Here is a 19,688-nt window from a genome sequence, read left to right as displayed (position 1 = left end):
TTGTTCCGCCTCCTATTGCAGCCAAGCGGAAGGGCCGACGCCGGCCTCATCGAGCGTGTGGCCGGTGCGGAAACGATCGAGCCCGTAGGCCGCGATCAAGGGATGCGGCTTGCCGGTGGCGATCGTGTGGGCGAAGCACCAGCCGGAAGCTGGCGTTGCCTTGAAGCCGCCATAGCACCAGCCGCCGTTGAGATAGAGGCCGTCGATCGGCGTCCGGCAGATGATCGGGCTGGCATCGGGGGTCATGTCCATGACGCCGCCCCAGTGGCGCAGCAGGCGGACGCGCGAAATACACGGCATCAATGCAATCGCCGCCTCCGCCACCTCGCGCACGACGCCGAGATTGCCGCGCTGGGCGTAGGAATTGTAGCCGTCGAGATTGCCGCCGAAGACCAACCCGCCCTTGTCGGACTGGCTGACATAGAAGTGGTCGGCGCCATAGGCGACGACGTGATCTACCAGCGGGTTCAGCGGTTCGGTGACAAAGGCTTGCAGGACGTGGCTTTCGATCGGCAGTTCAAGGCCGGCCTTGGCACCGAGCACGGATGTATGCCCGGCAACAGCGAGGCCGACCTTGCCGGCGCCGATCCGGCCTTTCGTCGTTTCGACGCCGACGATACTGTCGCCGTCGCGGAGGAAGCCTGTCACCTCGCAGTTCTGGATGATGTCGACGCCATGGCTATCGGCGGCGCGCGCATAGCCCCAGGCGACGGCGTCGTGGCGTGCCGTGCCCGCCCGGCCCTGGAAGATGGCGCCATGGATCGGGAAGCGGGCAGTGTCGGAAAAATCGAGATAGGGCACCAGCCGGCGCACCTCTTCGCGGTCGAGGATATCGGCATCGATGCCGTTCAGCCGCATGACGTTGGCGCGGTGGCTGAAACCGTCGAGCTGATCGGCCGAATGCGCTGTGACGAGCTGGCCGCGCTGGGAGAACATGACGTTGAAATTCAGCACCCGCGACATGGTCTCCCAGAGCTTCATCGAGAATTCGTAGAACTGGGTGTTGCCGTCGAGCAGGTAGTTGGAGCGGATGACGGTGGTGTTGCGGCCGACATTGCCGCCGCCGACATAGCCCTTTTCGAGCACCGCGACGTTGCGGATACCGTGGTTATCGGCAAGGTAGAAGGCGGTGGCGAGGCCGTGTCCACCGCCGCCGATGACGATCACGTCATAGGACGGTTTTGGCTCCGCCGCCCGCCAGGCGCGCTGCCAATTCTTCTGGCCAGACAGCGCGTTGCGGAAAATCGAGAGTGCCGAGTAGCGCGCCATACGTGCGGGCCTATCGAACGATCGGGCCGGCCGGCGTGCGGGTGAGCACTTCAGCACCCGCGTCGGTCAAAAGCACCGTGTTGGAGACGAAGTCATCGCCGCGACCGGTTCCCATCAGCCACGACAGGATGTGGAAGCTCATCCCGGTCTCGATCTCAAGGTCGGAATCGTGCCTCAAGCCGGTCACCGAATTGCCGCCGGTCCATGATGGCGGCTGGCCAGCGCCAACTAGGTAACCGCAGTGATGGCGGCGATAGTGGGAAAGACCGGCCTCGTCGGCGACGGCCTGCCAGGCGGCGTAGACATCGCGCGCCTTGGCGCCCGGCCGCAGCGCCTCGACGACAGCGTTGAACGCCTTGGCGGTCACCGTCGCCATTGTGGCGTCTTCGTCGCTGATGTGGCCGATGCGAACGAGCCGGCCGAGCGGCGCGTGATAGCGTGAGATGCAGCCGGACAGTTCGACGAAGGCCGGCTCGCCCTTGCGGTAGATACCGTCGCCCCAGGTCGTGTGCTCTTCACCGAGGCGCGCGGCCGGGCGGATGAACGGTCCGAAGCCCGGCGCATGACCGCCGGCGCGGATCATTGCCGCAACACATTGGGCGGCGACCTCCTGTTCGGAAGCGCCATCCGAGATCGCGGCGATCGCGGCACCGGCGGCGGCGTCCGTCACCTTTGCGGCGCGCCGCATCAGCACCTGTTCCTCGGCGCTCTTCACCCGCCGCATCTTGTCGATCAGACCGGAGACGTCGCTCCACTTGGCATCCGCTTGCATCTGGAGTGCTACGGCAAGTCCATGGCTAAGGCCGGCCGTCCAGTATTCGAGGCCGATCCGCTTGCTGGACAGGCCGAGCTCCGCAAGGACCCGCGCGGCAAGGTCGGCCGCCGTTTCGCTGTCGGAGTGGCCACGGAATTCCGCTGCCTTCACCCGCTTCTCGATGGTCACCTTTTCCATCGAGCGGGTGACCAGGACAGGTTTTCCCTGGAGCGGGACGATCAGCAGGTGAGGGGCAAAATACCCCCAGTGATCGAGCCCGGTGAGATAGAAGACGTTCTCCGGCGAGGCGAAGACCGCCGCGTCGAGCTCACGCTCGGCCAGTGTAGTACGGACCTTGGCAAGGCGGCCGGCGATTTCGGCTTCGGAAAAGGGATTACGGTCCATCGGGCGTCCTCGTGCTTGTTGCCGGCTTGGTGGCAGGCATGGTCTTTTCGGCAGCCGGCTTCCCGGCCGCCATGTCAATCGATAACGATGAGTTCGCGCGCCACATCGCAGAGGCGTTCGCCGCCGCGTTCCGTGACGACGAACGATTCCGAGATGGCGATGCCGAAATCGTCGAGCCAAACGCCGGCCATGAAATGGAAGCACATCCCAGGCTGCATCTCGGTGGTGTCGCCGGGACGAAGGCTTGCGGTGCGTTCACCCCAATCGGGCGGGTATGCGAGCCCGACCGGATAGCCGACGCGGCTTTCCTTCTTCAGTCCGTTCCTCCGCAGGACTGCCTGCCAGACGGCTTCCACCTCTTCGGCGGTGTTGCCGGGGCGCGCCTTCTCGAGGCCAGCGTCGACGCCCTCGACGATCGCCTTGGCCATGTCGAGGATGGCTTGCCGCGGCTTGCCGAAATGTACCGTCCGGGTCAGGGCTGCATGATAGCGGCGGCGCACGCCGGCGATCTCCAGAATGGCGAGGCCGCTGTCCGGCAGCGGCGCGTCGGACCACGTCAGATGCGGCGTGCTGGTGCCTTCGCCAACGGGCATCAGCGGACAGATCGCGGCATAGTCGCCGCCAGCTCCGGGCACGCCCATGATCTGTGCGTGATAGATTTCCGCAATGACATGGTTCTGAGGCACACCGGGTCGCATTTTCTCGATGGCGCGGTTCATTGCATGCGTGCAGATCGCACCCGCCTCGCGGATCAGCACCAGCTCGGCTTCGGATTTCACCAGCCGCGCCCAATTGACGAGATCGTGGTTGTTGGCGAAGTGCGCGTCGGGCAGCCCCTCGACAAGGTGGGCGTGGCAGCGCGCAGTGTAATAATGCGCGTCCATCTCGACGCCGATGCGGGCCTTTCCCCAGCCGCGCGACCGGATCAGTTGCGCGAGTTCGTCATAAGGGTGTTCGACCGGCTGCTGCACCAGCCGTTCCGAGAACGGCACGATGTTTGTCTCGGGCAGGCCGGTGGTTAGGCGTGCGCTCTTGGCATCCTGCGCCCTGCCGAACCAGATCGGCCGGTCCTCCTCCAGATGGACGAGCACGCACTGCGGAACGTAGAACGACCATCCGTCATAGCCGGTCAGCCAGCACATGTTGGCTGGATCCTGACAGACGACGAGATCGAAGCCGGCTTTTTGCATGCGTGTCTTCACGCCGGCCAGGCGCTGCCCATACTCCGCTTGCGTGAATGTCCCGAACTCGTTCGCGGTCGCCACCGAAGTCCTGCCTTCTGGGTACGCTGTTGCCCTCTTGTAAATGGGCAAACCAGGCGAAATTGTGCACAACTCGACGTCAAGTTTGTTGGATAACTACGAATTAGCGCCGAATTTACATGGTTTCTATATCTCTGCTTGCGAAATGTCTAGGGCAGTTGTATACGTCTGATCAAGCAGGCGTCGACCTCGAAGAAGGCCGCGCCCCGGGAACCATCCACAGTTGTTCAATGGGAGAAAAGCATGCTCAAATCATCGATATCGCGCCGCATGGTCGTGAAAGCGGCTGCCTGCATCGCGCTCGCCGCGACGTCATTGACGTCGCTGTCCGCTCACGCGGAAACCACCCTCGAACGGGCCAAGAAGGACGGCTACATCCGCGTCGGTTTCGCCAACGAGGCGCCGTTCGGTTACGCCACGCCAGACGGCAAGCTGACCGGCGAAGCGCCAGAAGTCGCCAAGGCGGTGCTCGCCAAGATGGGCATACCGCAGGTCGACGGTGTTTTGACCGAATTCGGCTCGCTCATTCCGGGTCTCAAGGCCGGCCGCTTCGACATCATCGCCGCCGGCATGTTCATCACTCCGAAGCGCTGCGCTGAGATCAACTACTCCGAGCCGTCCTACGGCATCGGCGAGGCTATGCTGGTGGCAAAAGGCAATCCGAAAGGCATCAAGGATTTTTCCAGCATCAAGGACAATCCGGATCTCAAGCTTGCCGTGATGGCCGGTGCCGTCGAAGGCGGCTTCGCCAAGGAAGCGGGCGTTGCCGGTGGGCAGATCGTCTCCTTGCCCGACCAGTCCAGCCTGGTCGCCGCCGTCCAGTCGGGCCGCGCCGACGCTGCCGCACTGACCGCTCTTTCGATCGCGGACATGGCCAAGAAAGCCGACGGCGTCGAATCGACCAAGCCCTTCGGCGAGGTCGCCGGCAAGTCGGTGAAAGGTCATGGCGGCTTCGGCTTCCGCAAGGAAGACACCGACCTGCAGGAGGCGTTCAACGCCGAGCTGAAGAAGTTCCTCGGTTCGCCGGAGCATATCGCGCTGGTCGAGCCACTCGGCTTCGGCAAGGACTATCTCCCCAACAAGACGACCGCAGAGCTCTGTGCTGGCAAATAGGTTCCCAACTGCTGGCGGCGCGAAAGCGCCGCCCTTTTTCCCCGGGGGAATCGCATGGGTATCCGTACGCTCGTTGCCATGCTGGTCATCGCGCTCGTCGTGATCGGCGCCTTGGCAACACAGGAAAGCTACCGAGTGTTCATGCCGGGGCTGCTGCAAGGCGCGGTCCTGACAGTCGAGATCGCCGTCCTCGGCAGCCTGCTCGCAATTATCATGGGCGTGCTTGCAGCACTTGCAAGGATGTACGGTCCAACGCCGCTCAGATGGCTGGCCACGGTTTATGTCGAGATCTTTCGCGGAACGTCGGCGCTGGTGCAATTGTTCTGGCTGTTTTTCGTCCTCCCGCAATTCGGCGTCACGATCAACGCGTTCGTGGTGGCAGTGCTCGCACTCGGCCTGAATGTCGGCGCCTACGGATCGGAGTGCGTGCGCGGCGCGATCCAGTCCGTCGCCCGCGGGCAGCGGGAAGCGTGTACGGCATTGAACATGAGCCGCCCACAGATGTTGCGCCGGATCATCCTGCCGCAGGCCTTTGTCGCGATGATCCCGCCCTGGGGCAATCTGTTCATCGAGCTTCTGAAATCGACAGCGCTGGTTTCGCTGATCACGCTTTCGGACCTCGCCTTCAAGGCGCAGCAAATGAACCAGAACACGTTCAAGACTATTCCGATCTTCACCCTCGTCCTTTTGATGTACCTGGCAATGTCGCTGGTTGTGACCATCGGCATGCGGCTTCTCGAAAGGCGGGCGTCGCTCGGACTGGCGCGGGGGAAGGCGGCATGATCTGGGATTGGGGATTTGCCCTGGAAATCCTGCCGGTGCTCGCCCGCGCCGCCATCATTTCCATCGAGGCGACGCTGATCGGTTTTGCGCTTGCGGCCTCGCTCGGCCTGGTGCTGGCGGTCGTCCGCATCGCCGTGCCATGGACCAGCTGGACGATTTCGGTGCTGGTCGAGCTGATCCGCTCGACCCCGCTGCTCATCCAGATATTCTTTCTCTATTTCGTCTTTCCGAAATTCGGTGTCGTGCTCGACGCCTTCACCGCCGGGGTGCTGGCCATCGGTATCCACTACGCCGCCTATTGCTCCGAGGTTTATCGCGCCGGTTTCGACAACATCCATCGCGGCCAGTGGGAAGCCTCGATCGCGCTCAATCTCTCGTCCTGGACGACGTTTCGCGACATCATCATCCCGCAGGCGATCCCGCCGATCGTTCCGGCGCTCGGCAATTATCTGGTGGCCTTGTTCAAGGAGACGCCGTTGCTTTCCGCAATCGCCGTGATGGAACTGATGCAGACTGCCAAGATCATCGGCTCCGAAACGTTCCGCTACACCGAGCCGATCACGCTGGTCGGCCTGTTTTTCCTTGCCATGAGCCTGGTTTCGGCGGCGCTCATCCGCTCCCTCGAAGGGCTGCTCAACCGGAGGACCACGCGATGACGGAACAACCGATGGTCCGCTTCGACAATGTATCGAAACGCTACGGCACGTTAACCGTTCTCGACGGGCTCAATCTCGAAATAGCGCGCGGCGAAAAAGTCTCCGTCATCGGTCCGTCGGGTTCGGGCAAGACGACGGTGTTGCGCATGCTGATGACGCTGGAAACGATCAATGACGGCGTCATCTGGGTCGAAGGCGAGCCGCTGACCCATATGGAGAGGAACGGCAAGCTTGTTCCCGCCGATCTCGCCCATATCCGTAAGATCCGCGCCAAGATCGGCATGGTGTTCCAGTCGTTCAACCTGTTTCCGCATATGACGGCGATGCAGAACTGCATCGAGGCGCCGATAACGGTGCTCGGCATGAAGCGGGCGGACGCCGAGGCAAGAGCGGCGGAGCTGCTGGAGCTGGTCGGTCTGGCCCAGAAGAAGGACCACTATCCGTCACAGCTTTCCGGCGGCCAGCAGCAGCGTGTCGCCATCGCCAGGGCGCTTGCCATGCGGCCCAAGATCATGCTGTTCGACGAGGTGACGTCTGCGCTCGACCCGGAGCTTGTCGGCGAAGTGCTGCAGGTGATAAGGCAGATCGGCCGCGAGCATGATCTAACCATGCTGATGGTCACCCACCAGATGGGCTTCGCCAAGGAGTTTTCCGACCGCGTTTGCTTCTTCTATCAAGGCAAGATCTGCGAGCAGGGGCCGCCAAGCGAACTGTTTGGTGCTCCCAAGAACGAGCGGACACGGCAATTCCTGCACGCTGTCCTGGAGGCTGGGTGACGATCGAGACAAAGGCCAAGCCGCCCACGACGGTGACCGCCGCGCCGCCGCGCCCGCTCTCCGCGCGAGAGCGGTTCGAGCGCATCTACCGGATATTGCGCGACCGCATCTGTCTGCTCGTCTATGCGCCGGGAAGCCGTCTGTCCGAGGAAGAACTTGCCCAGGAATTCGAGATCAGCCGCACGCCGGTCCGGCGTGTCCTGGCGCGCCTTGAATCCGAGGGTCTGGTTCAATCCGTCCACGGCGTCGGCACGATCGTCACCGACGTCGATATCGAGGAATTGCAGCAGGTCTATCATTTGCGCCTGGAGCTGGCGCTCCTCGTCGGCAAGCTTTCACCGATCCCGCGCACGGCGGACGACCTCGACCGGATACGGGCGCTCATCGCGCGCTGCGATGCCGATATACTCAATCCCGACCAGCGCGCTTTCCTGCGCCTCAACATGGACTTTTTTTACGAGCTCACGGCGATGACCGGCAACCAGCCACTGCGCGAGATCAGCGAGCGCCTGTATTTTCAGGTTGCGCGCGTCGTCCTGAAGCTGATGCCGCAATTGGGCCTTGTCGAGGAATTCACCGCGTTCCGCCGCGAAATGGAAGAGGTCCTTGCCGCCGCCGAGATCGGCGACTGGGAGTCCATAGGGCACATAAGGCGGGCGCATATCTCAATGAGCTTCCGCCGCATGATGCGCCATGCAGGCGAGGCGAATCTGGATAAAGCTACACAATCAGCCCCTTAAGACTGGTGGACTGCCGTCGAGCTGGCTTCGTTTGCCAGGGAAAGCATGGCCGCCCGCCCCGATGCCGACAGAATTTGCCAGCACTGGGGATGACTAACGCCGTTCGATACTGCAGGTCCGCGCCGCCCTAAAGAGAATCCTCACTCGGTATGTTGGCGGGGTTCCAGACGACCTCCCACAGGTGTCCGTTCGGGTCGCGGAAGTATCCGGCATACCCGCCAAAGAACGTGTCCCGGGCAGGCCTGATGATCTCGGCTCCGGCACGGGCGGCCTCATCCATCACTTGATCGACTTCCTCGCGGCGCACAACGTGTGGCCGATTGTGAACGAGGTCGAACTGATCGGCGCTTTGGGCAGGCCGGTGTCGTAGGCGAGGTCGTCCTGAGCCCAGATCGCGAGCTTCAACCCGCCGGACAGCGTGAAGAACGCGACGGCGCCATGCTCGAATTCGCGGCCGATGATCCCTTCCGTCGGCAAGCCGAGGCCGTCGCGGTAGAACACGAGGCAACTCTCGAGGTTGGCGACAGCGATCGTCAAAACCGAAATGCGCGGTTTCATGGCAGTCTCCTCTGGTTGTCGGAGACACCAGGATAAAGTCGGGCGACAGTGAAGACTTGAACAAAACGGCCAAAAGCGTGCCGCCAAGTCGAAGAACGCGCCGAGGTTTCACTCGCCGTGCAGCAGGTGATGAATCTGTCGCGGGGTGCTTCCTGTCAGGCGTCGGCTCTCGCGAACAAGATGCGCCTGGTCGGAATAGCCCGCCTCGGCTGCCAGGATGGCCGTAGCGCTGTTCGATTGGTTCGAAAGCCGCAGAAAGCGCTGGTAGCGGAGGATACGTTCAAGCGTCTTGGGGCCATAGCCGAAGCTCTCGTTGAAGCGCCGGCGCAACGTCCTTTCGCTCATTTCGAGGGCGCGCATCAACCAAGGGACGAGAGGCGCGTCGGGTGGCGAACCGCGCTCGATCAAGCGATATGCCGCCTGCATGGGAACGTCTGGGGCGTCGGAGGCCATCTCCTCGGCGACGACCTGTTGGAGCGAGCAGGCCAGATCTTCGAGATTGTCGCTGGCGCGCACGCGGCTGGCGAGGCGCCGGGCTCGCGCTCCCCACAAAACGTCGAGCGACAGCCGCTGACCGACCAGCTCGATTTGCGGCACGCCGAGCCATGCCGCCGCCGTGGCAGGATGGAAGCGCAAGCCGATCACGACCTCGTCCGCCGCTAGAACCTCGGTCTGCGGCTCCTTGTCAGGTCCGGCAATTCGGAAGCTGCCTCCGATCCATTGCAGATCGATCGTTGCGTCGGGCATGACGGCGATTGGCGGTGAGCCCGCCGGGTCCATTCGATGCACCCACACCGAAGCGAAGGTCGCGCGAAGCCGCGCCGACACTGGACGTTGCTGAAATGTACCCGTTGCCTGCGCTGGGACGGGATCGCTCATCTCGCTCCCCTTCGGATTAGCGGCGGTGAACCTACGGCGCAGCGGCTGCGCCCGGCCGTCGCTCGAGACAACAATCTGCACGACCGACAACGTCTGCCAATCGAGAACGGTTGCAAGAATCGGTTGTTTTCTTCCGGCCGGAACGAAGAGGGCAGATGAGGGGTGATGTCACGTGCATCGCCATCGGCGGCGCCGTTTGCGGCTCATACGTCGATGGCCGTTTTGTTCAATCCGGCAAGCGAGATGCGTGCTTATCTTTCGGCGTCGTACATCACACGAGAGGTATGCGTCATGAGCAACAACAACGACCAACGGATCGACTACGTCGAATTCAACGTGAAAGACATTCAGCGGTCACGCGACTTCTACGGAAAGGCATTCGGCTGGACCTTCATCGACTACGGCCCGCAATATTGCGAGTTCAACGACGGGCGCTTGTCAGGTGGCTTCGCCGCTGGCCCAGCGAGATCGGGAGGAGGCCCGCTCGTCATTCTCTATGCCGATGATCTGCCGGCAACGGTCAAGCGTGTCGAGCAAGCGGGAGGCAAGATCGTCAGGCCGATCTATGGCTTCCCCGGCGGCCGGCGCTTCCATTTCGCTGACCCGGATGGTTACGAGCTTGCGGTTTACACCGAAGACGGCAGCAAGGAATGATCGCGGTCCTCCACCACCTCGGACTGGTTTTGCTCGGCGGCGTCTTTATCTGGGCAGGCGCCGAGCATTTCCTCAGATTCCGGGCGATTGCAGCGTCCCTGGCCGAACGGGGCTTTCCTGCTCCCAAGCCTCTTCTCGCGGCCGGATCGGTGCTTGAGATCGGCGGCGGCTTTTGCCTCGCAACGGGCCTTGGTGGACCCTTTCCCGCCGCGGCCTTGGCCGTGTTCACCATTGCGGCGTCTTTCATGGCGCTCAACTTCTGGCGCTACAGCGGCGATGAACGCGAAGTGCTTCGTACCGGCTTCACCATCAATGTTGCCGTCTTGGGCGGGTTGATTGTCGCCGCGACCACTAGCCTGTGATCATCGTTTCGAGGCGGCGGCTTCGTCTTCACCTGCCACTGCTCGTTGGTGATCCGGTGTCTTTGCAACTCGCCTTATCGTTGCCAGAAGGGCAGCTTGGCGATCTCTTCCTCGGCCTGCCTTTTCGTCAGGCCGATATCGTCGATCAGATGGGGATTGGTCTCCGCCAATCGCTTGAGGTCCCAGCGAAAGCGTGTCTGCTCGCGCCAGGTCGCGACAATGCTTTGCAGCGTCGCCAGGCTGTAGTGCCGACGCGACACTTCCGCCAGCCGAGCTGCCTTATGCTGGCCCGAGGCAAAGGTGGGAATATCGTTCATGGCAAACCTCCATATGGTTTGAGGTCCAATACGATTTGGGAGGACCCTCGACCTGAAAGAGGAGGAATTCTGCAGGATACGAACAGCGCCGTAATTAAGCTCTCCCAAATAGTTCTCAAAACTTCCAAACGGGCTATAGATGCGCCGTATGCAGGGATCGCGCTTTGCCTTTGGACCGTTCGCGCTTGATCCGGGCGCGGGAACGCTCCTCCGGAACGGTGTCCCCGTTGCCGTTGGCTACCGCGGGCTAAAGCTGCTTGCGGCGCTCGTCGGACGGTCCGGCGAAATCCTGAGCAAGGCTGAGTTGATGGACGCGGCGTGGCCGGGCACCGCCGTCGAGGAGGGCAACCTTACCGTCCAGATAGCGCTGCTGCGGAAGCTGCTTGGTCCGGCCGCCGACGGCGGTGAATGGATCGTCACGGTTCCGCGCATCGGCTACCGCTTCACGGGCGCCGTCGAACAGCTCGGCGGCGCCAAGCGAAGACCTTTGCCGCTACCCGGCAAACCATCGATAGCCGTTCTGCCTTTCGTTAATGTCAGCAGCGATCCCGAGCAGGAATCCTTCGCCGATGGGCTGACCGAAGACCTGATCACGGATCTGTCGAGGATCTCCGGCCTGTTCGTTATCGCACGCAACTCGGCCTTCGCCTACAAAGGAAAGGCGATGGACGTGCGCGGGATCGCTGGGGAGCTTGGCGTGCGCTACCTGCTGGAGGGAAGCGCAAGACGCGCCGCCGGGCAGGTGCGCATCAATGCACAACTGGTCGACGCGACGAGCGGCGATCATCTATGGGCGGAACGCTTCGATCGCAGCCTGGAAGATATTTTTGCCGTTCAGGACGAGGTCACCGGCAAGATCGTCGAGGCGCTGCTCGGCCGGCTACGCGCACCAGCGCCGCGCAATCGGCCCAAAAATCTCGAGGCCTACGATCTCTGCGTGCGGGCGCGCAAGCTGATGGATGATTCGCCGCAGACGGCGCGGGAAGCGCATCTGATGCTCACCCGCGCGGTTTCGCTCGATCCGGAATACGCCGAGGCCTATCGCTGGCTTGCCATGAACCACTGGATGGGATGGGTGCATTCCGGCGGACCAACCGAAACGTCCCGTAGCGTTGCTTTGGAGCTGGCGCGCAAAGCCGTGGCGATCGATCCCAACGATGCCGGCTGCCGCTGGGTCTTGGCTTACCTGCTTGCCTATGAGCGCAGCTTCGCCGAGGCGGATGCGGAATTCGCCAAGGCCATCGAGCTCGACCCGAACGAGGCCGATGCCTGGGCGGCACTGTCCGACATCGCGATCTTGGCGGGGCAGGTCGAGGAGGGCCTTGAGCACATCCGCAAGGCCTTCCGGCTGAACCCGTTTCCGGCAAGTTGGTATTATCTGACGCTCGGGCAGGCGCAATACGCGGCCCGCGAATACGAGGCTGCTGTCGAGACACTGCGCAGGGACGAGACTTATCGTACAAGCTCACGCCGTTTCCTGGCGGCAAGCCTTGCCCAACTCGGCCGGCTCGACGAGGCGCGTGCAGAGGTCGAACTGTTCCTCGTCGGCAACCCGCATTTCACAACCCGGCACTGGGCGACGACGGAGCCATTCCGCGACGCTGCGACGCTTGAGCATTTCGTTGACGGCTTCCGCAAGGCCGGCCTTCCGGAGTGACGCGCCGGCGCCGTCGCACCGTTCGTGCGACCTATTCCTCAAAGCGACCCGTGGCGTCACGATCGCGCTCGTATCGTCTGGTGAGCGGAAACGGCGGCAACCAGGACTCGCGACGGACGATCCAGCTTTCGTAGGTCGGCATCAGTTGGTCAGGCGCATCCAGGGATCCCAGGTTCACTTCGATTTCGTCGGCGGTGCGTCCGAAAATCGACGAGCCGCAGCGCGGACAGAAAAACCGCCCGGCATAGTCGCGTGTTTCGCCGTCGATCGTCACCGCATCCTCAGGAAATATCGCGGAAGCGTGAAAAAGGGCGCCATGATGCTTGCGGCAGTCGAGACAGTGGCAAAGGCCGACCCGGTATGGGCGCCCCGACGCGACAATTCGGACGTTGCCACACAGGCACCCGCCGGTGAATCGGTCCATGCTGCGTCTCCTCCAAAATCAAGCGGCCGGAATGGTTACAACGACCGGCACTGTTGTTGCAATCGCCGCGCCGTAGGCGGGGACACGTCGTTCTTCCGTGGCGATGACATTGCAGCCGCCTCTCTATGCCTTACGCGAGCTTGCCGCCGAAAATAGGCTTTGGTTTGTCATATGGAACGAAACGGCGCGTTCCATTGAGCCGCCAACTCGGCGGCCGAGGCGATCTTGACGCCGCAGTCGGCGAGTATGCGTGCGACCGTCGCTACCGGTTCGGCGTTGGACGAAGCTATTCTGCCGTCCGGAAGGAAGAGATTGTTTTCGAAGCCGACCCGGATATGGCCGCCAAGCAACGCGGCGGCGATCACGCACGCCGCTTCGTTGCGGCCGAAGGCGCAGACGCTCCAATGGTCGAAGCGCGGCGTGTTCGCCGCGAGGAATGGCAGGAGATCGGCAGGAACGGACGTCTGTCCCGGCGTGTAGCGGCCCAGCACGTAGAGAACCGGTATGCTTGCCCAGGGGATCAGTCCGCGCTGCTGCATGTCCGAAAGCCTGACGGCCTCCTCGGGCGAATAGAGGATGATCTGCGGCGCTACTCCCTCGGTGCGCAGCCAGGCCATGAAGCGCGCGAATGCGAGCTCCGATCCGGCATCAGGAACGATTTCGCGAAGCGCCAGGGAGACAGCTTGCGGCTTCACATCTTGTACGACGGCCATCTGCTGGGCCGGCGAATAGATACTGAGTGCTTCGGAAGTGATCTGAACTACCAAGCGGTCGCCGGCGGCACCGCGGATGGCGGCGATCGCCTGGCGGTAGGCGTCGGCGTCGAGCAGATGATTGCCGCTTCTGTCGCGGACATGGACGTGGATCATAGCCGCACCGGCATCGGCGCATTCCGCGGCCGTCCGCGCAAGTTCGGCTGGTGTCAGCGGAATCGCCGGATGGTCGGCCTTGCTGCGACGTCCCCCGTTCGGCGCGACAGCTATGGCGACGCGATCGAGACCATGGGCCGGCTTCATGGAGACGCTCTGTGAGTGACAAGATTCATATGAATCAATCTTTGACCACACTGAAACAGACGTTGCAATCGCTGGTCTGGCGAGCTAGCAATATCCATGGATCAGGGAGAGCTTGCTGGACAGATCGTCAGTGCCTTCGACGGCATGTCGGCGCAGCTTCGGTCCGCCGCGCGCTATGTCCTTGATAAGCCGTATGATGTCGCGTTGTTGTCCATGCGGGAGCAGGCCCGGCACGCGGGAGTGCAGCCGGCCACGATGACGCGGCTGGCCCAGCATCTCGGCCTTGATGGCTACGAGACCGTACGCGATATCTACGCCGCCGCGATCCGGGACGGCGAAATCGGTTTTGCCGGCAAGGCGGGCCTCCAGGTGGCCAGCCAAAAGCTCAAGGGCGACCACGCGCTGGCGGCCGATATTCTGGATTCAATTTCCAGCCAGCTTGCCCATCTCGCCGAAAGCAGGTCGATCGACCGTCTGGTCGGCACGGCCAGGGCGCTGAGTGCGGCAAGGCGCGTCTATTGCCTCGGCCTGCGCTCGAGCCACGCAGTGGCCTGGCATCTGCATTACATCCTGTCGCTGATCGGCGAGAAGTCGGTGCTGCTGCACGGCATCGGCGGAACCGACGGCGACGCTCTGGCCCACGCGACCAAGGACGACGTGCTTGTCGCCGCCAGCGTCCTGCCCTACACGCGCTTCACCATCGAGCTTGTCGAGTATGCTGCCGGCCGCGGCGTACCGGTCATTGCGATCACCGACAGCGGGGTAGCGCCCTTGGCGCTGCTTGCCGATCACCTGGTCATCGTGCCGACGGGCAGCCCGTCCTTTTTCCACACCATGACGCCAGCTTTCATCGTTGCGGAGGTCCTCGGTGCTCTTGTCGCAGGGCAGGCAGGCGAGGGCGCTGTTGAGTCGCTGCGACGTTTCGATGAGCAGGGCGCCGCCCTCAAGACCCATCTGAACCAACGTCCGCCGAAGAAAATGCCCATGAGGGACCGTCGATGACACACATTCTCCATCGAACCATCCACTCGACGCTGCCGATCGCCATTCGCGGCCAAGGCATCGAACTGTTCGATGCCGAGGGCAAGTCCTATATCGACGCGTCGGGCGGCGCCGCCGTGTCCTGTCTCGGCCACGGTCATCCCGACGTGATCGCTGCACTGCACACCCAGCTTGACCGCATCGCCTACGCCCACACCAGCTTCTTCACCACCGAGGTGGCGGAGCGCTTGGCAGATCGGCTGGTCGAGGACGCGCCGGAAGGGTTGGACCATGTCTATCTGGTCAGCGGCGGCTCGGAGGCGGTCGAGGCCGCGCTCAAGATGGCCAGGCAATATTTTGTCGAGAAAGGCGAACCGCAACGGCGCCATCTCATCGCACGCCGGCAGAGTTATCACGGCAATACGCTCGGTGCTCTCGCCACCGGCGGCAATGAATGGCGGCGCGCCCAATTCAGGCCGTTGCTGATCGAGACCCATCACATCGACCCCTGTTACGCCTATCGCTATCAAAAGCATGGCGAAAGCGACGAAGCCTATGCGGCGCGCGCCGCCCAGCAGCTCGAAGACAAGATCCTCGAACTCGGCCCGGACGAGGTCATCGCCTTTGTCGCCGAGCCGGTGGTGGGTGCCACACTCGGCGCCGTGCCGCCGGTTGCCAATTATTTCAAGCACATTCGCGCGATCTGCGACCGCTACGGCGTGCTGCTCATCCTCGACGAAGTGATGTGCGGCATGGGCCGTACCGGCACGCTGCATGCGTGCGAACAGGACGGCATCACTCCCGACCTGCTGACCGTCGCCAAGGGGCTCGGCGGCGGCTACCAGCCGATTGGCGCGGTGCTGCTTGGCAGGCATATCTTCGACGCCTTTGCCCAAGGCTCGGGCTTCTTCCAGCATGGGCATACCTATATGGGGCATCCAATGGCGGCCGCGGCCGGCCTTGCCGTGCAGGAGGTCATCCGACGTGACCGTCTGCTCGACAACGTCAGCGCAATGGGCGCGCAGCTGGACGAACGCCTGCACCAACGCTTCGATAACCACCATCACGTCGGCAACATTCGCGGGCGGGGTCTGTTTAGGGGAATCGAGCTGGTGGTTGATCGCGCCACCAAGGAGCCGTTCGACCAGAGGCTTGAACTCAACGCCCGCATCAAGCGCGAAGCAATGGCCCGCGGCCTGATGATTTACCCGATGGCCGGGACGATTGACGGTGTGCGCGGCGTTCATGTGCTTGTGGCGCCGCCTTTCATCATCTCCAAACAGGATATCGATCGGATAGTCGAACGGCTCGGTGAGGCGATCGACGCTGCGATCGCTTCAGCGGCCTGACCCGCACGACGCGGATCGTCTCAACCCAATTCCAACGCGTCATCGGCGACGGGCCGGGACAACCACCAGAGAGGTAGCAACCATGTATAGTTCGATGAAAACCCTGATCGGCGCGGCGGCCTGCATGCTGCTGGCGCTGCCATCCGTCGGAGCCGAGCAGCGCTTCGTCACGGTCGGCACCGGCGGGGTCACCGGCGTCTACTACGCTGTGGGCGGCGCCATTTGCCGACTGATGAACAAGGACCGGCAGAAAACCGGCATCCGATGCTCGACCGAGTCGACCGGCGGTTCCGTCTTCAACGTCAACTCCATCCAGACCGGCGACCTCGATTTCGGCTTGACCCAATCGGACGTCCAGTACCAGGCCTATGAGGGGACTGGAAATTTCGACGGCAAGCCGTTCAAGGATCTGCGGGCCGTGTTCTCCGTCCATCCCGAGCCGTTTACCGTGCTGGCGCGGCCGGACGCCCGCGTCACCAAATTCGAGGACTTCAAAGGCAAACGCTTCAACGTCGGCAATCCCGGATCAGGCACCCGCTCGTCGATGGAGGAATTGCTCAAGCAGATTGGCTGGACGCTCGGCGATTTCTCGCTTGCCGCTGAGCTGAAGGCGGACGAGCAGGGCAGCGCGCTGTGCGACAACAAGATCGATGGTTTCTTCTATGGCGTCGGTCATCCTTCCGCCGCGATCCAGGATCCGACCACGGCCTGTGGCGCCAAACTCATCCCACTGACCGGTCCGGCAGTGGACGCGCTGTTAGCAGCCCATCCCTACTTTTCAGTCGCCACCATCAAGGGCGGCATGTACGCCAACAATCCGGACGACGTGAAGACATTCGGCGTCCGCGCCACTGTCGTGGCGAACGCCAGCACGCCCGATGAGGTGGTCTACGAACTGGTGAAGTCGGTCTTCGAAAATTTCGACGACTTCAAGAAACTGCATCCGGCCTTCGCCAATCTCGATCCCAAGGAGATGATCAAGACCGGTCTGTCGGCGCCGGTACATCCGGGCGCGGAGCGCTACTACAAGGAAAAGGGCTGGCTCTGAGGCCTCCGATGCGAGGCGCAACGGGCACCTCGCATCGCAAATAATTGTGGGGAACGATGACAGATCAAAGCCAGCGGGCGGCAGCGCCTGACCAACCCGTTATCGACATTGACAAGCTCAGCGAGATCGTCGCCGAGGCCGACACCGGTGGGCGCAAGCCGACCGGCCGCACCGCGAAGCTGATCCTCGGCGTATCGCTGGCATGGTCGCTGTTCCAGCTCTGGTATGCCTCGCCCCTTCCGTTCATGCTCAATTTTGGAGTTGTCAGCGACGGCATCGCCCGCTCCATTCATCTGGCCTTCGCCCTGTTTCTGGCGATGCTGACGTTTCCGGCCTTCAAGACCTCGTCGCGCAGCCGGGTGCCGCCGCCCGACTGGGTGCTAGGCATCGCCGGGGCGGCGTCCGCCCTCTATCTGTTGGTTTTTTACAGCGATATCGCCCATCGGCCGGGTCTTCCGACTACGGCTGACCTGGTCGTCTCGATCGCCGGCGTCCTCATCCTGCTCGAGGCCGCGCGTCGCGCCGTCGGGCCTGCTATCACCGTCATCGCGGCGATCATGCTGATCTATATCTTCGCCGGGCCTCACCTACCTGGCCTGCTCGGCCACAAGGGCGCGACGTTATCGCGCGCAGCCTCGCAGATGTGGCTGACGTCGGAGGGGGTCTTCGGTGTTGCCCTCGGTGTGTCCACCAATGTCGTCTTCATGTTCGTTCTGTTCGGAACATTGCTGGAGCGCGCCGGCGCCGGCGGCTTTTTCATCCAGCTTGCCTTCTCGCTGCTCGGCAAATACCGCGGCGGTCCGGCCAAGGCCGGTGTCGTGGCTTCCGGCCTGACCGGCATGATTTCTGGGTCGTCGATCGCCAATGTCGTGACCACCGGAACCTTCACCATCCCGCTGATGCGCCGGGTCGGATATTCTGCGGTGAAGGCGGGCGCCATCGAATGCGCGGCCGGCGTCAATGGTCAGCTGATGCCTCCGGTGATGGGCGCCGCCGCGTTCCTGATCGCGGAATATGTCGGCATCTCCTATGCCGAGGTGGTCAAGCATGCCTTCTATCCAGCGCTGCTGACCTACGGCTCGTTGTTCTACATCGTCGATATCGAGGCGATGAAGACGGGGATGAAGGGCCTGCCGTCACGCAGCACGCACTCCGCATTTCAGGGTGCGCTGCGTGGGCTGATGGGCATATGCGGCTTCATCGTCCTCGCAGGGCTTGTCTATTACGGCATTGGCTGGACGAAGATCGTTTTCGGCGCGGCCGCGACCTGGATGATCACTGCCGCGCTGATCGCCGTCTACATCGGCCTTGTCGCCTACCGTGCGCGCTATCCCGACCTGCCGCTGGAGGATCTGGAGGGCGAGATCGTAAGGATTCCGCATTTCGGCGAGACGGCGCGCACCGGCCTGCATTTTCTGCTGCCGGTGATCCTGCTGATCTGGTGCCTGATGGTGGAGGAGCTGTCGCCCGGCCTGTCGGCATTCTGGGGCGCTGTCGCCCTGATGGCGCTGATCGTGACGCAACGGCCGCTCACCGCCTTTTTCCGCAAGGACCGTGCGCTGGCACGGCATTGGCTTCGCGGTTTCGACGATCTGGTCGGTGGCCTGTCCGCCGCTGCACGGAACATGACGACGGTCGGCATTGCCACTGCGACGGCCGGCATCATCGTCGGCACGGTTCTGCTCACGGGCATCGGGCTGGTGATGACCGAGCTGGTCGAATTCATCTCGGGCGGCAGCTTCATCGTCATGCTCTTGTTCACCGCGGTGATCTGCATCATTCTCGGCATGGGCATGCCGACCACTGCAAGCTATGTCGTCGTCGCCACCTTGATGGCGCCGGTCATCGTCGATTTGGCGGCGCAGAACGATCTTGCCGTGCCGCTGGTCGCCGTCCATATGTTCGTTTTCTATTTCGGGCTGATGGCAGACGTGACGCCGCCAGTGGGGCTGGCGGCTTATGCTGCTGCGGCAATTTCCGGCGCCGATCCGGTGAAGACCGGGATTCAGGGTTTCAAATACGAGATCCGTACCGGCCTGCTGCCGTTCATCTTCATCTTCAACACCGGACTGCTGATGATCGATCTCGAAGGTCCGTTCGACTTCGTCGCGATGGTGGTGACGTCGACGCTGGCCATGGTCTCGTTTGTAGCAGCGACGCAGAATTGGATGCTCGTGCGCAACCGCTGGTACGAGACGATTGCGTTGCTGCTGGCCTGTTTCATCTTGTTCAGGCCGGGACTCTTGCTCGATCAGGTGAGCGAACCCTATCGGGCAGTGCCTGCCTCCGAACTCGGCCGTATCGTCGACGAGACAGCCGAGGGGGGCGCAGTTCGCTTGCGCCTGACGACACTGAACCTCAACGGCGATGAGATATCGAAGCTGGTGCGACTACAACTCGGGCCTGGAAATTCATCGGCCGAACGCCTGAAGGCCGCGGGCTTGGACGTCAGTGCGCTTGGCGATAACGTGACGGTCGGCGTGGTGCGACTGGGCAGCCAGGCGGCCAAATTCGGCCTGCAGCCGGGCGACGAAATCAATCAGGTGCTAGTCCCTGCGGAACGGCCGTCGCGCTATTGGTTCGCCATCCCGGCACTGCTGTTGCTCGGTCTCGTCGTCTGGGGTCAGAAGCGGCGAAGGCGGACGGTTGGTCTATAAGCGCCTTATGAGCGGAAGAGTCTTGGCC

19 protein-coding genes and 1 pseudogene are annotated in these 19,688 nt (G+C 62.7%); 12 read left to right on the top strand and 8 right to left on the bottom strand.

The genetic code is table 11. The features are described 5' to 3' along the window. Nucleotides 1-12 precede the first annotated feature (12 nt). The 3 genes from NKH29_RS07945 to NKH29_RS07935 all read right to left on the bottom strand — a co-directional run bounded on the left by NKH29_RS07945 (nucleotide 13) and on the right by NKH29_RS07935 (nucleotide 3,693). Nucleotides 13-1,269 carry a sarcosine oxidase subunit beta family protein gene (locus tag NKH29_RS07945; RefSeq protein WP_352999331.1) on the bottom strand — a complete coding sequence of 419 codons (1,257 nt, stop codon included), beginning with the start codon at nucleotides 1,267-1,269 and terminating at the stop codon, nucleotides 13-15. A gap of 10 nt (nucleotides 1,270-1,279) precedes the next feature. Beyond that, a complete protein-coding gene (locus NKH29_RS07940; RefSeq protein ID WP_352788284.1) occupies nucleotides 1,280-2,428 on the bottom strand; it encodes a M24 family metallopeptidase in 1,149 nt (382 codons plus the stop codon). A 74-nt stretch (nucleotides 2,429-2,502) separates the two neighbouring features. Then, nucleotides 2,503-3,693, bottom strand: a complete 1,191-nt coding sequence (locus tag NKH29_RS07935) for a M24 family metallopeptidase (protein WP_023717020.1) — start codon at nucleotides 3,691-3,693, stop codon at nucleotides 2,503-2,505. Nucleotides 3,694-3,933: 240 nt separating this feature from the next. On the opposite strand from NKH29_RS07935, the gene ehuB reads away from it, so the two are divergent. From ehuB to NKH29_RS07910, 5 genes are read left to right on the top strand one after another with little or no spacing between them, the layout of a single operon-like run. Continuing rightward, complete coding sequence (ehuB, locus tag NKH29_RS07930; protein ID WP_023717021.1) at nucleotides 3,934-4,803, top strand: ectoine/hydroxyectoine ABC transporter substrate-binding protein EhuB; 870 nt, start codon at nucleotides 3,934-3,936, stop codon at nucleotides 4,801-4,803. Between the two features lie 54 nt (nucleotides 4,804-4,857). Continuing rightward, nucleotides 4,858-5,586: an ectoine/hydroxyectoine ABC transporter permease subunit EhuC gene (gene ehuC, locus NKH29_RS07925; RefSeq protein WP_352999330.1), complete on the top strand. Its 729-nt coding sequence runs from the start codon at nucleotides 4,858-4,860 to the stop codon at nucleotides 5,584-5,586. Next, entirely contained in the window at nucleotides 5,583-6,242 is a 660-nt protein-coding gene (gene ehuD, locus NKH29_RS07920) for an ectoine/hydroxyectoine ABC transporter permease subunit EhuD (protein ID WP_352547624.1), read from the top strand. Before ehuC ends, ehuD begins: the two co-directional genes overlap by 4 nt. Continuing rightward, on the top strand, nucleotides 6,239-7,018 hold the full coding sequence (ehuA, locus tag NKH29_RS07915; RefSeq protein ID WP_023717024.1) for an ectoine/hydroxyectoine ABC transporter ATP-binding protein EhuA: 780 nt from the start codon (nucleotides 6,239-6,241) through the stop codon (nucleotides 7,016-7,018). The genes ehuD and ehuA overlap by 4 nt, the downstream gene beginning before the upstream one ends. A gap of 32 nt (nucleotides 7,019-7,050) precedes the next feature. Beyond that, nucleotides 7,051-7,758, top strand: a complete 708-nt coding sequence (locus NKH29_RS07910; protein ID WP_352918595.1) for a GntR family transcriptional regulator — start codon at nucleotides 7,051-7,053, stop codon at nucleotides 7,756-7,758. Nucleotides 7,759-7,885: 127 nt separating this feature from the next. On the opposite strand, the pseudogene NKH29_RS07905 reads toward NKH29_RS07910, so the two are convergent. Beyond that, a pseudogene (locus tag NKH29_RS07905) lies at nucleotides 7,886-8,316 on the bottom strand (VOC family protein). Nucleotides 8,317-8,424: 108 nt separating this feature from the next. Then, nucleotides 8,425-9,195 (bottom strand): AraC family transcriptional regulator, encoded by a 771-nt coding sequence (locus NKH29_RS07900; RefSeq protein ID WP_352908447.1) that lies wholly within the window; start codon nucleotides 9,193-9,195, stop codon nucleotides 8,425-8,427. A 291-nt stretch (nucleotides 9,196-9,486) separates the two neighbouring features. Here NKH29_RS07900 and NKH29_RS07895 point away from each other — a divergent pair, with 291 nt between their 5' ends. Next, the gene (locus NKH29_RS07895) at nucleotides 9,487-9,849 is read left to right on the top strand and encodes a VOC family protein (protein ID WP_352908446.1); all 363 of its coding nucleotides are present in this window, start codon (nucleotides 9,487-9,489) and stop codon (nucleotides 9,847-9,849) included. Then, complete coding sequence (locus NKH29_RS07890) at nucleotides 9,846-10,211, top strand: DoxX family protein (RefSeq protein ID WP_352589080.1); 366 nt, start codon at nucleotides 9,846-9,848, stop codon at nucleotides 10,209-10,211. Before NKH29_RS07895 ends, NKH29_RS07890 begins: the two co-directional genes overlap by 4 nt. A gap of 74 nt (nucleotides 10,212-10,285) precedes the next feature. On the opposite strand, the gene NKH29_RS07885 is transcribed toward NKH29_RS07890, so the two are convergent. Further along, nucleotides 10,286-10,528, bottom strand: a complete 243-nt coding sequence (locus tag NKH29_RS07885) for a DUF1127 domain-containing protein (protein ID WP_352589083.1) — start codon at nucleotides 10,526-10,528, stop codon at nucleotides 10,286-10,288. 148 nt (nucleotides 10,529-10,676) lie between these two features. Between NKH29_RS07885 and NKH29_RS07880 the strand changes: the two genes are divergently transcribed. Beyond that, the gene (locus tag NKH29_RS07880; RefSeq protein ID WP_352589257.1) at nucleotides 10,677-12,185 is read left to right on the top strand and encodes a winged helix-turn-helix domain-containing tetratricopeptide repeat protein; all 1,509 of its coding nucleotides are present in this window, start codon (nucleotides 10,677-10,679) and stop codon (nucleotides 12,183-12,185) included. A 31-nt stretch (nucleotides 12,186-12,216) separates the two neighbouring features. Here the strand turns inward: NKH29_RS07880 and NKH29_RS07875 are convergent, their stop codons facing one another. Both NKH29_RS07875 and NKH29_RS07870 read right to left on the bottom strand, forming a co-directional pair. Beyond that, complete coding sequence (locus tag NKH29_RS07875) at nucleotides 12,217-12,609, bottom strand: GFA family protein (protein ID WP_352589085.1); 393 nt, start codon at nucleotides 12,607-12,609, stop codon at nucleotides 12,217-12,219. Nucleotides 12,610-12,776: 167 nt separating this feature from the next. Then, complete coding sequence (locus NKH29_RS07870) at nucleotides 12,777-13,625, bottom strand: beta-keto acid cleavage family enzyme (protein WP_352589088.1); 849 nt, start codon at nucleotides 13,623-13,625, stop codon at nucleotides 12,777-12,779. Between the two features lie 96 nt (nucleotides 13,626-13,721). Here NKH29_RS07870 and NKH29_RS07865 point away from each other — a divergent pair, with 96 nt between their 5' ends. The 4 genes from NKH29_RS07865 (at nucleotide 13,722) to NKH29_RS07850 (ending at nucleotide 19,660) form a co-directional block, all read left to right on the top strand. Continuing rightward, on the top strand, nucleotides 13,722-14,627 hold the full coding sequence (locus NKH29_RS07865; RefSeq protein WP_352589091.1) for a MurR/RpiR family transcriptional regulator: 906 nt from the start codon (nucleotides 13,722-13,724) through the stop codon (nucleotides 14,625-14,627). Next, entirely contained in the window at nucleotides 14,624-15,955 is a 1,332-nt protein-coding gene (locus NKH29_RS07860; protein ID WP_352589094.1) for an aspartate aminotransferase family protein, read from the top strand. Before NKH29_RS07865 ends, NKH29_RS07860 begins: the two co-directional genes overlap by 4 nt. A 94-nt stretch (nucleotides 15,956-16,049) precedes the next feature. After that, on the top strand, nucleotides 16,050-17,003 hold the full coding sequence (locus tag NKH29_RS07855) for a TAXI family TRAP transporter solute-binding subunit (protein WP_051409598.1): 954 nt from the start codon (nucleotides 16,050-16,052) through the stop codon (nucleotides 17,001-17,003). Nucleotides 17,004-17,059: 56 nt separating this feature from the next. Beyond that, nucleotides 17,060-19,660 carry a TRAP transporter permease gene (locus NKH29_RS07850; protein WP_023717037.1) on the top strand — a complete coding sequence of 867 codons (2,601 nt, stop codon included), beginning with the start codon at nucleotides 17,060-17,062 and terminating at the stop codon, nucleotides 19,658-19,660. Nucleotides 19,661-19,688 lie beyond the last annotated feature (28 nt).

The organism is Mesorhizobium sp. M1295, from assembly GCF_040318135.1.
Taxonomy (GTDB): domain Bacteria; phylum Pseudomonadota; class Alphaproteobacteria; order Rhizobiales; family Rhizobiaceae; genus Mesorhizobium.
This window is presented reverse-complemented; position numbering and strand designations above follow the sequence as displayed.

Excerpts from the sequence above, each read along its gene's own strand:
- NKH29_RS07945 (WP_352999331.1), bottom strand. The coding sequence starts at position 1,269 with ATGGCGCGCTACTCGGCACTCTCGATTTTCCGCAACGCGCTGTCTGGC.
- NKH29_RS07940 (WP_352788284.1), bottom strand. The coding sequence starts at position 2,428 with ATGGACCGTAATCCCTTTTCCGAAGCCGAAATCGCCGGCCGCCTTGCC.
- ehuB (WP_023717021.1), top strand. The coding sequence starts at position 3,934 with ATGCTCAAATCATCGATATCGCGCCGCATGGTCGTGAAAGCGGCTGCC.
- ehuC (WP_352999330.1), top strand. The coding sequence starts at position 4,858 with ATGGGTATCCGTACGCTCGTTGCCATGCTGGTCATCGCGCTCGTCGTG.
- ehuD (WP_352547624.1), top strand. The coding sequence starts at position 5,583 with ATGATCTGGGATTGGGGATTTGCCCTGGAAATCCTGCCGGTGCTCGCC.
- ehuA (WP_023717024.1), top strand. The coding sequence starts at position 6,239 with ATGACGGAACAACCGATGGTCCGCTTCGACAATGTATCGAAACGCTAC.
- NKH29_RS07900 (WP_352908447.1), bottom strand. The coding sequence starts at position 9,195 with ATGAGCGATCCCGTCCCAGCGCAGGCAACGGGTACATTTCAGCAACGT.
- NKH29_RS07895 (WP_352908446.1), top strand. The coding sequence starts at position 9,487 with ATGAGCAACAACAACGACCAACGGATCGACTACGTCGAATTCAACGTG.
- NKH29_RS07890 (WP_352589080.1), top strand. The coding sequence starts at position 9,846 with ATGATCGCGGTCCTCCACCACCTCGGACTGGTTTTGCTCGGCGGCGTC.
- NKH29_RS07885 (WP_352589083.1), bottom strand. The coding sequence starts at position 10,528 with ATGAACGATATTCCCACCTTTGCCTCGGGCCAGCATAAGGCAGCTCGG.
- NKH29_RS07880 (WP_352589257.1), top strand. The coding sequence starts at position 10,677 with ATGCAGGGATCGCGCTTTGCCTTTGGACCGTTCGCGCTTGATCCGGGC.
- NKH29_RS07875 (WP_352589085.1), bottom strand. The coding sequence starts at position 12,609 with ATGGACCGATTCACCGGCGGGTGCCTGTGTGGCAACGTCCGAATTGTC.
- NKH29_RS07870 (WP_352589088.1), bottom strand. The coding sequence starts at position 13,625 with ATGAAGCCGGCCCATGGTCTCGATCGCGTCGCCATAGCTGTCGCGCCG.
- NKH29_RS07865 (WP_352589091.1), top strand. The coding sequence starts at position 13,722 with ATGGATCAGGGAGAGCTTGCTGGACAGATCGTCAGTGCCTTCGACGGC.
- NKH29_RS07860 (WP_352589094.1), top strand. The coding sequence starts at position 14,624 with ATGACACACATTCTCCATCGAACCATCCACTCGACGCTGCCGATCGCC.
- NKH29_RS07855 (WP_051409598.1), top strand. The coding sequence starts at position 16,050 with ATGAAAACCCTGATCGGCGCGGCGGCCTGCATGCTGCTGGCGCTGCCA.
- NKH29_RS07850 (WP_023717037.1), top strand. The coding sequence starts at position 17,060 with ATGACAGATCAAAGCCAGCGGGCGGCAGCGCCTGACCAACCCGTTATC.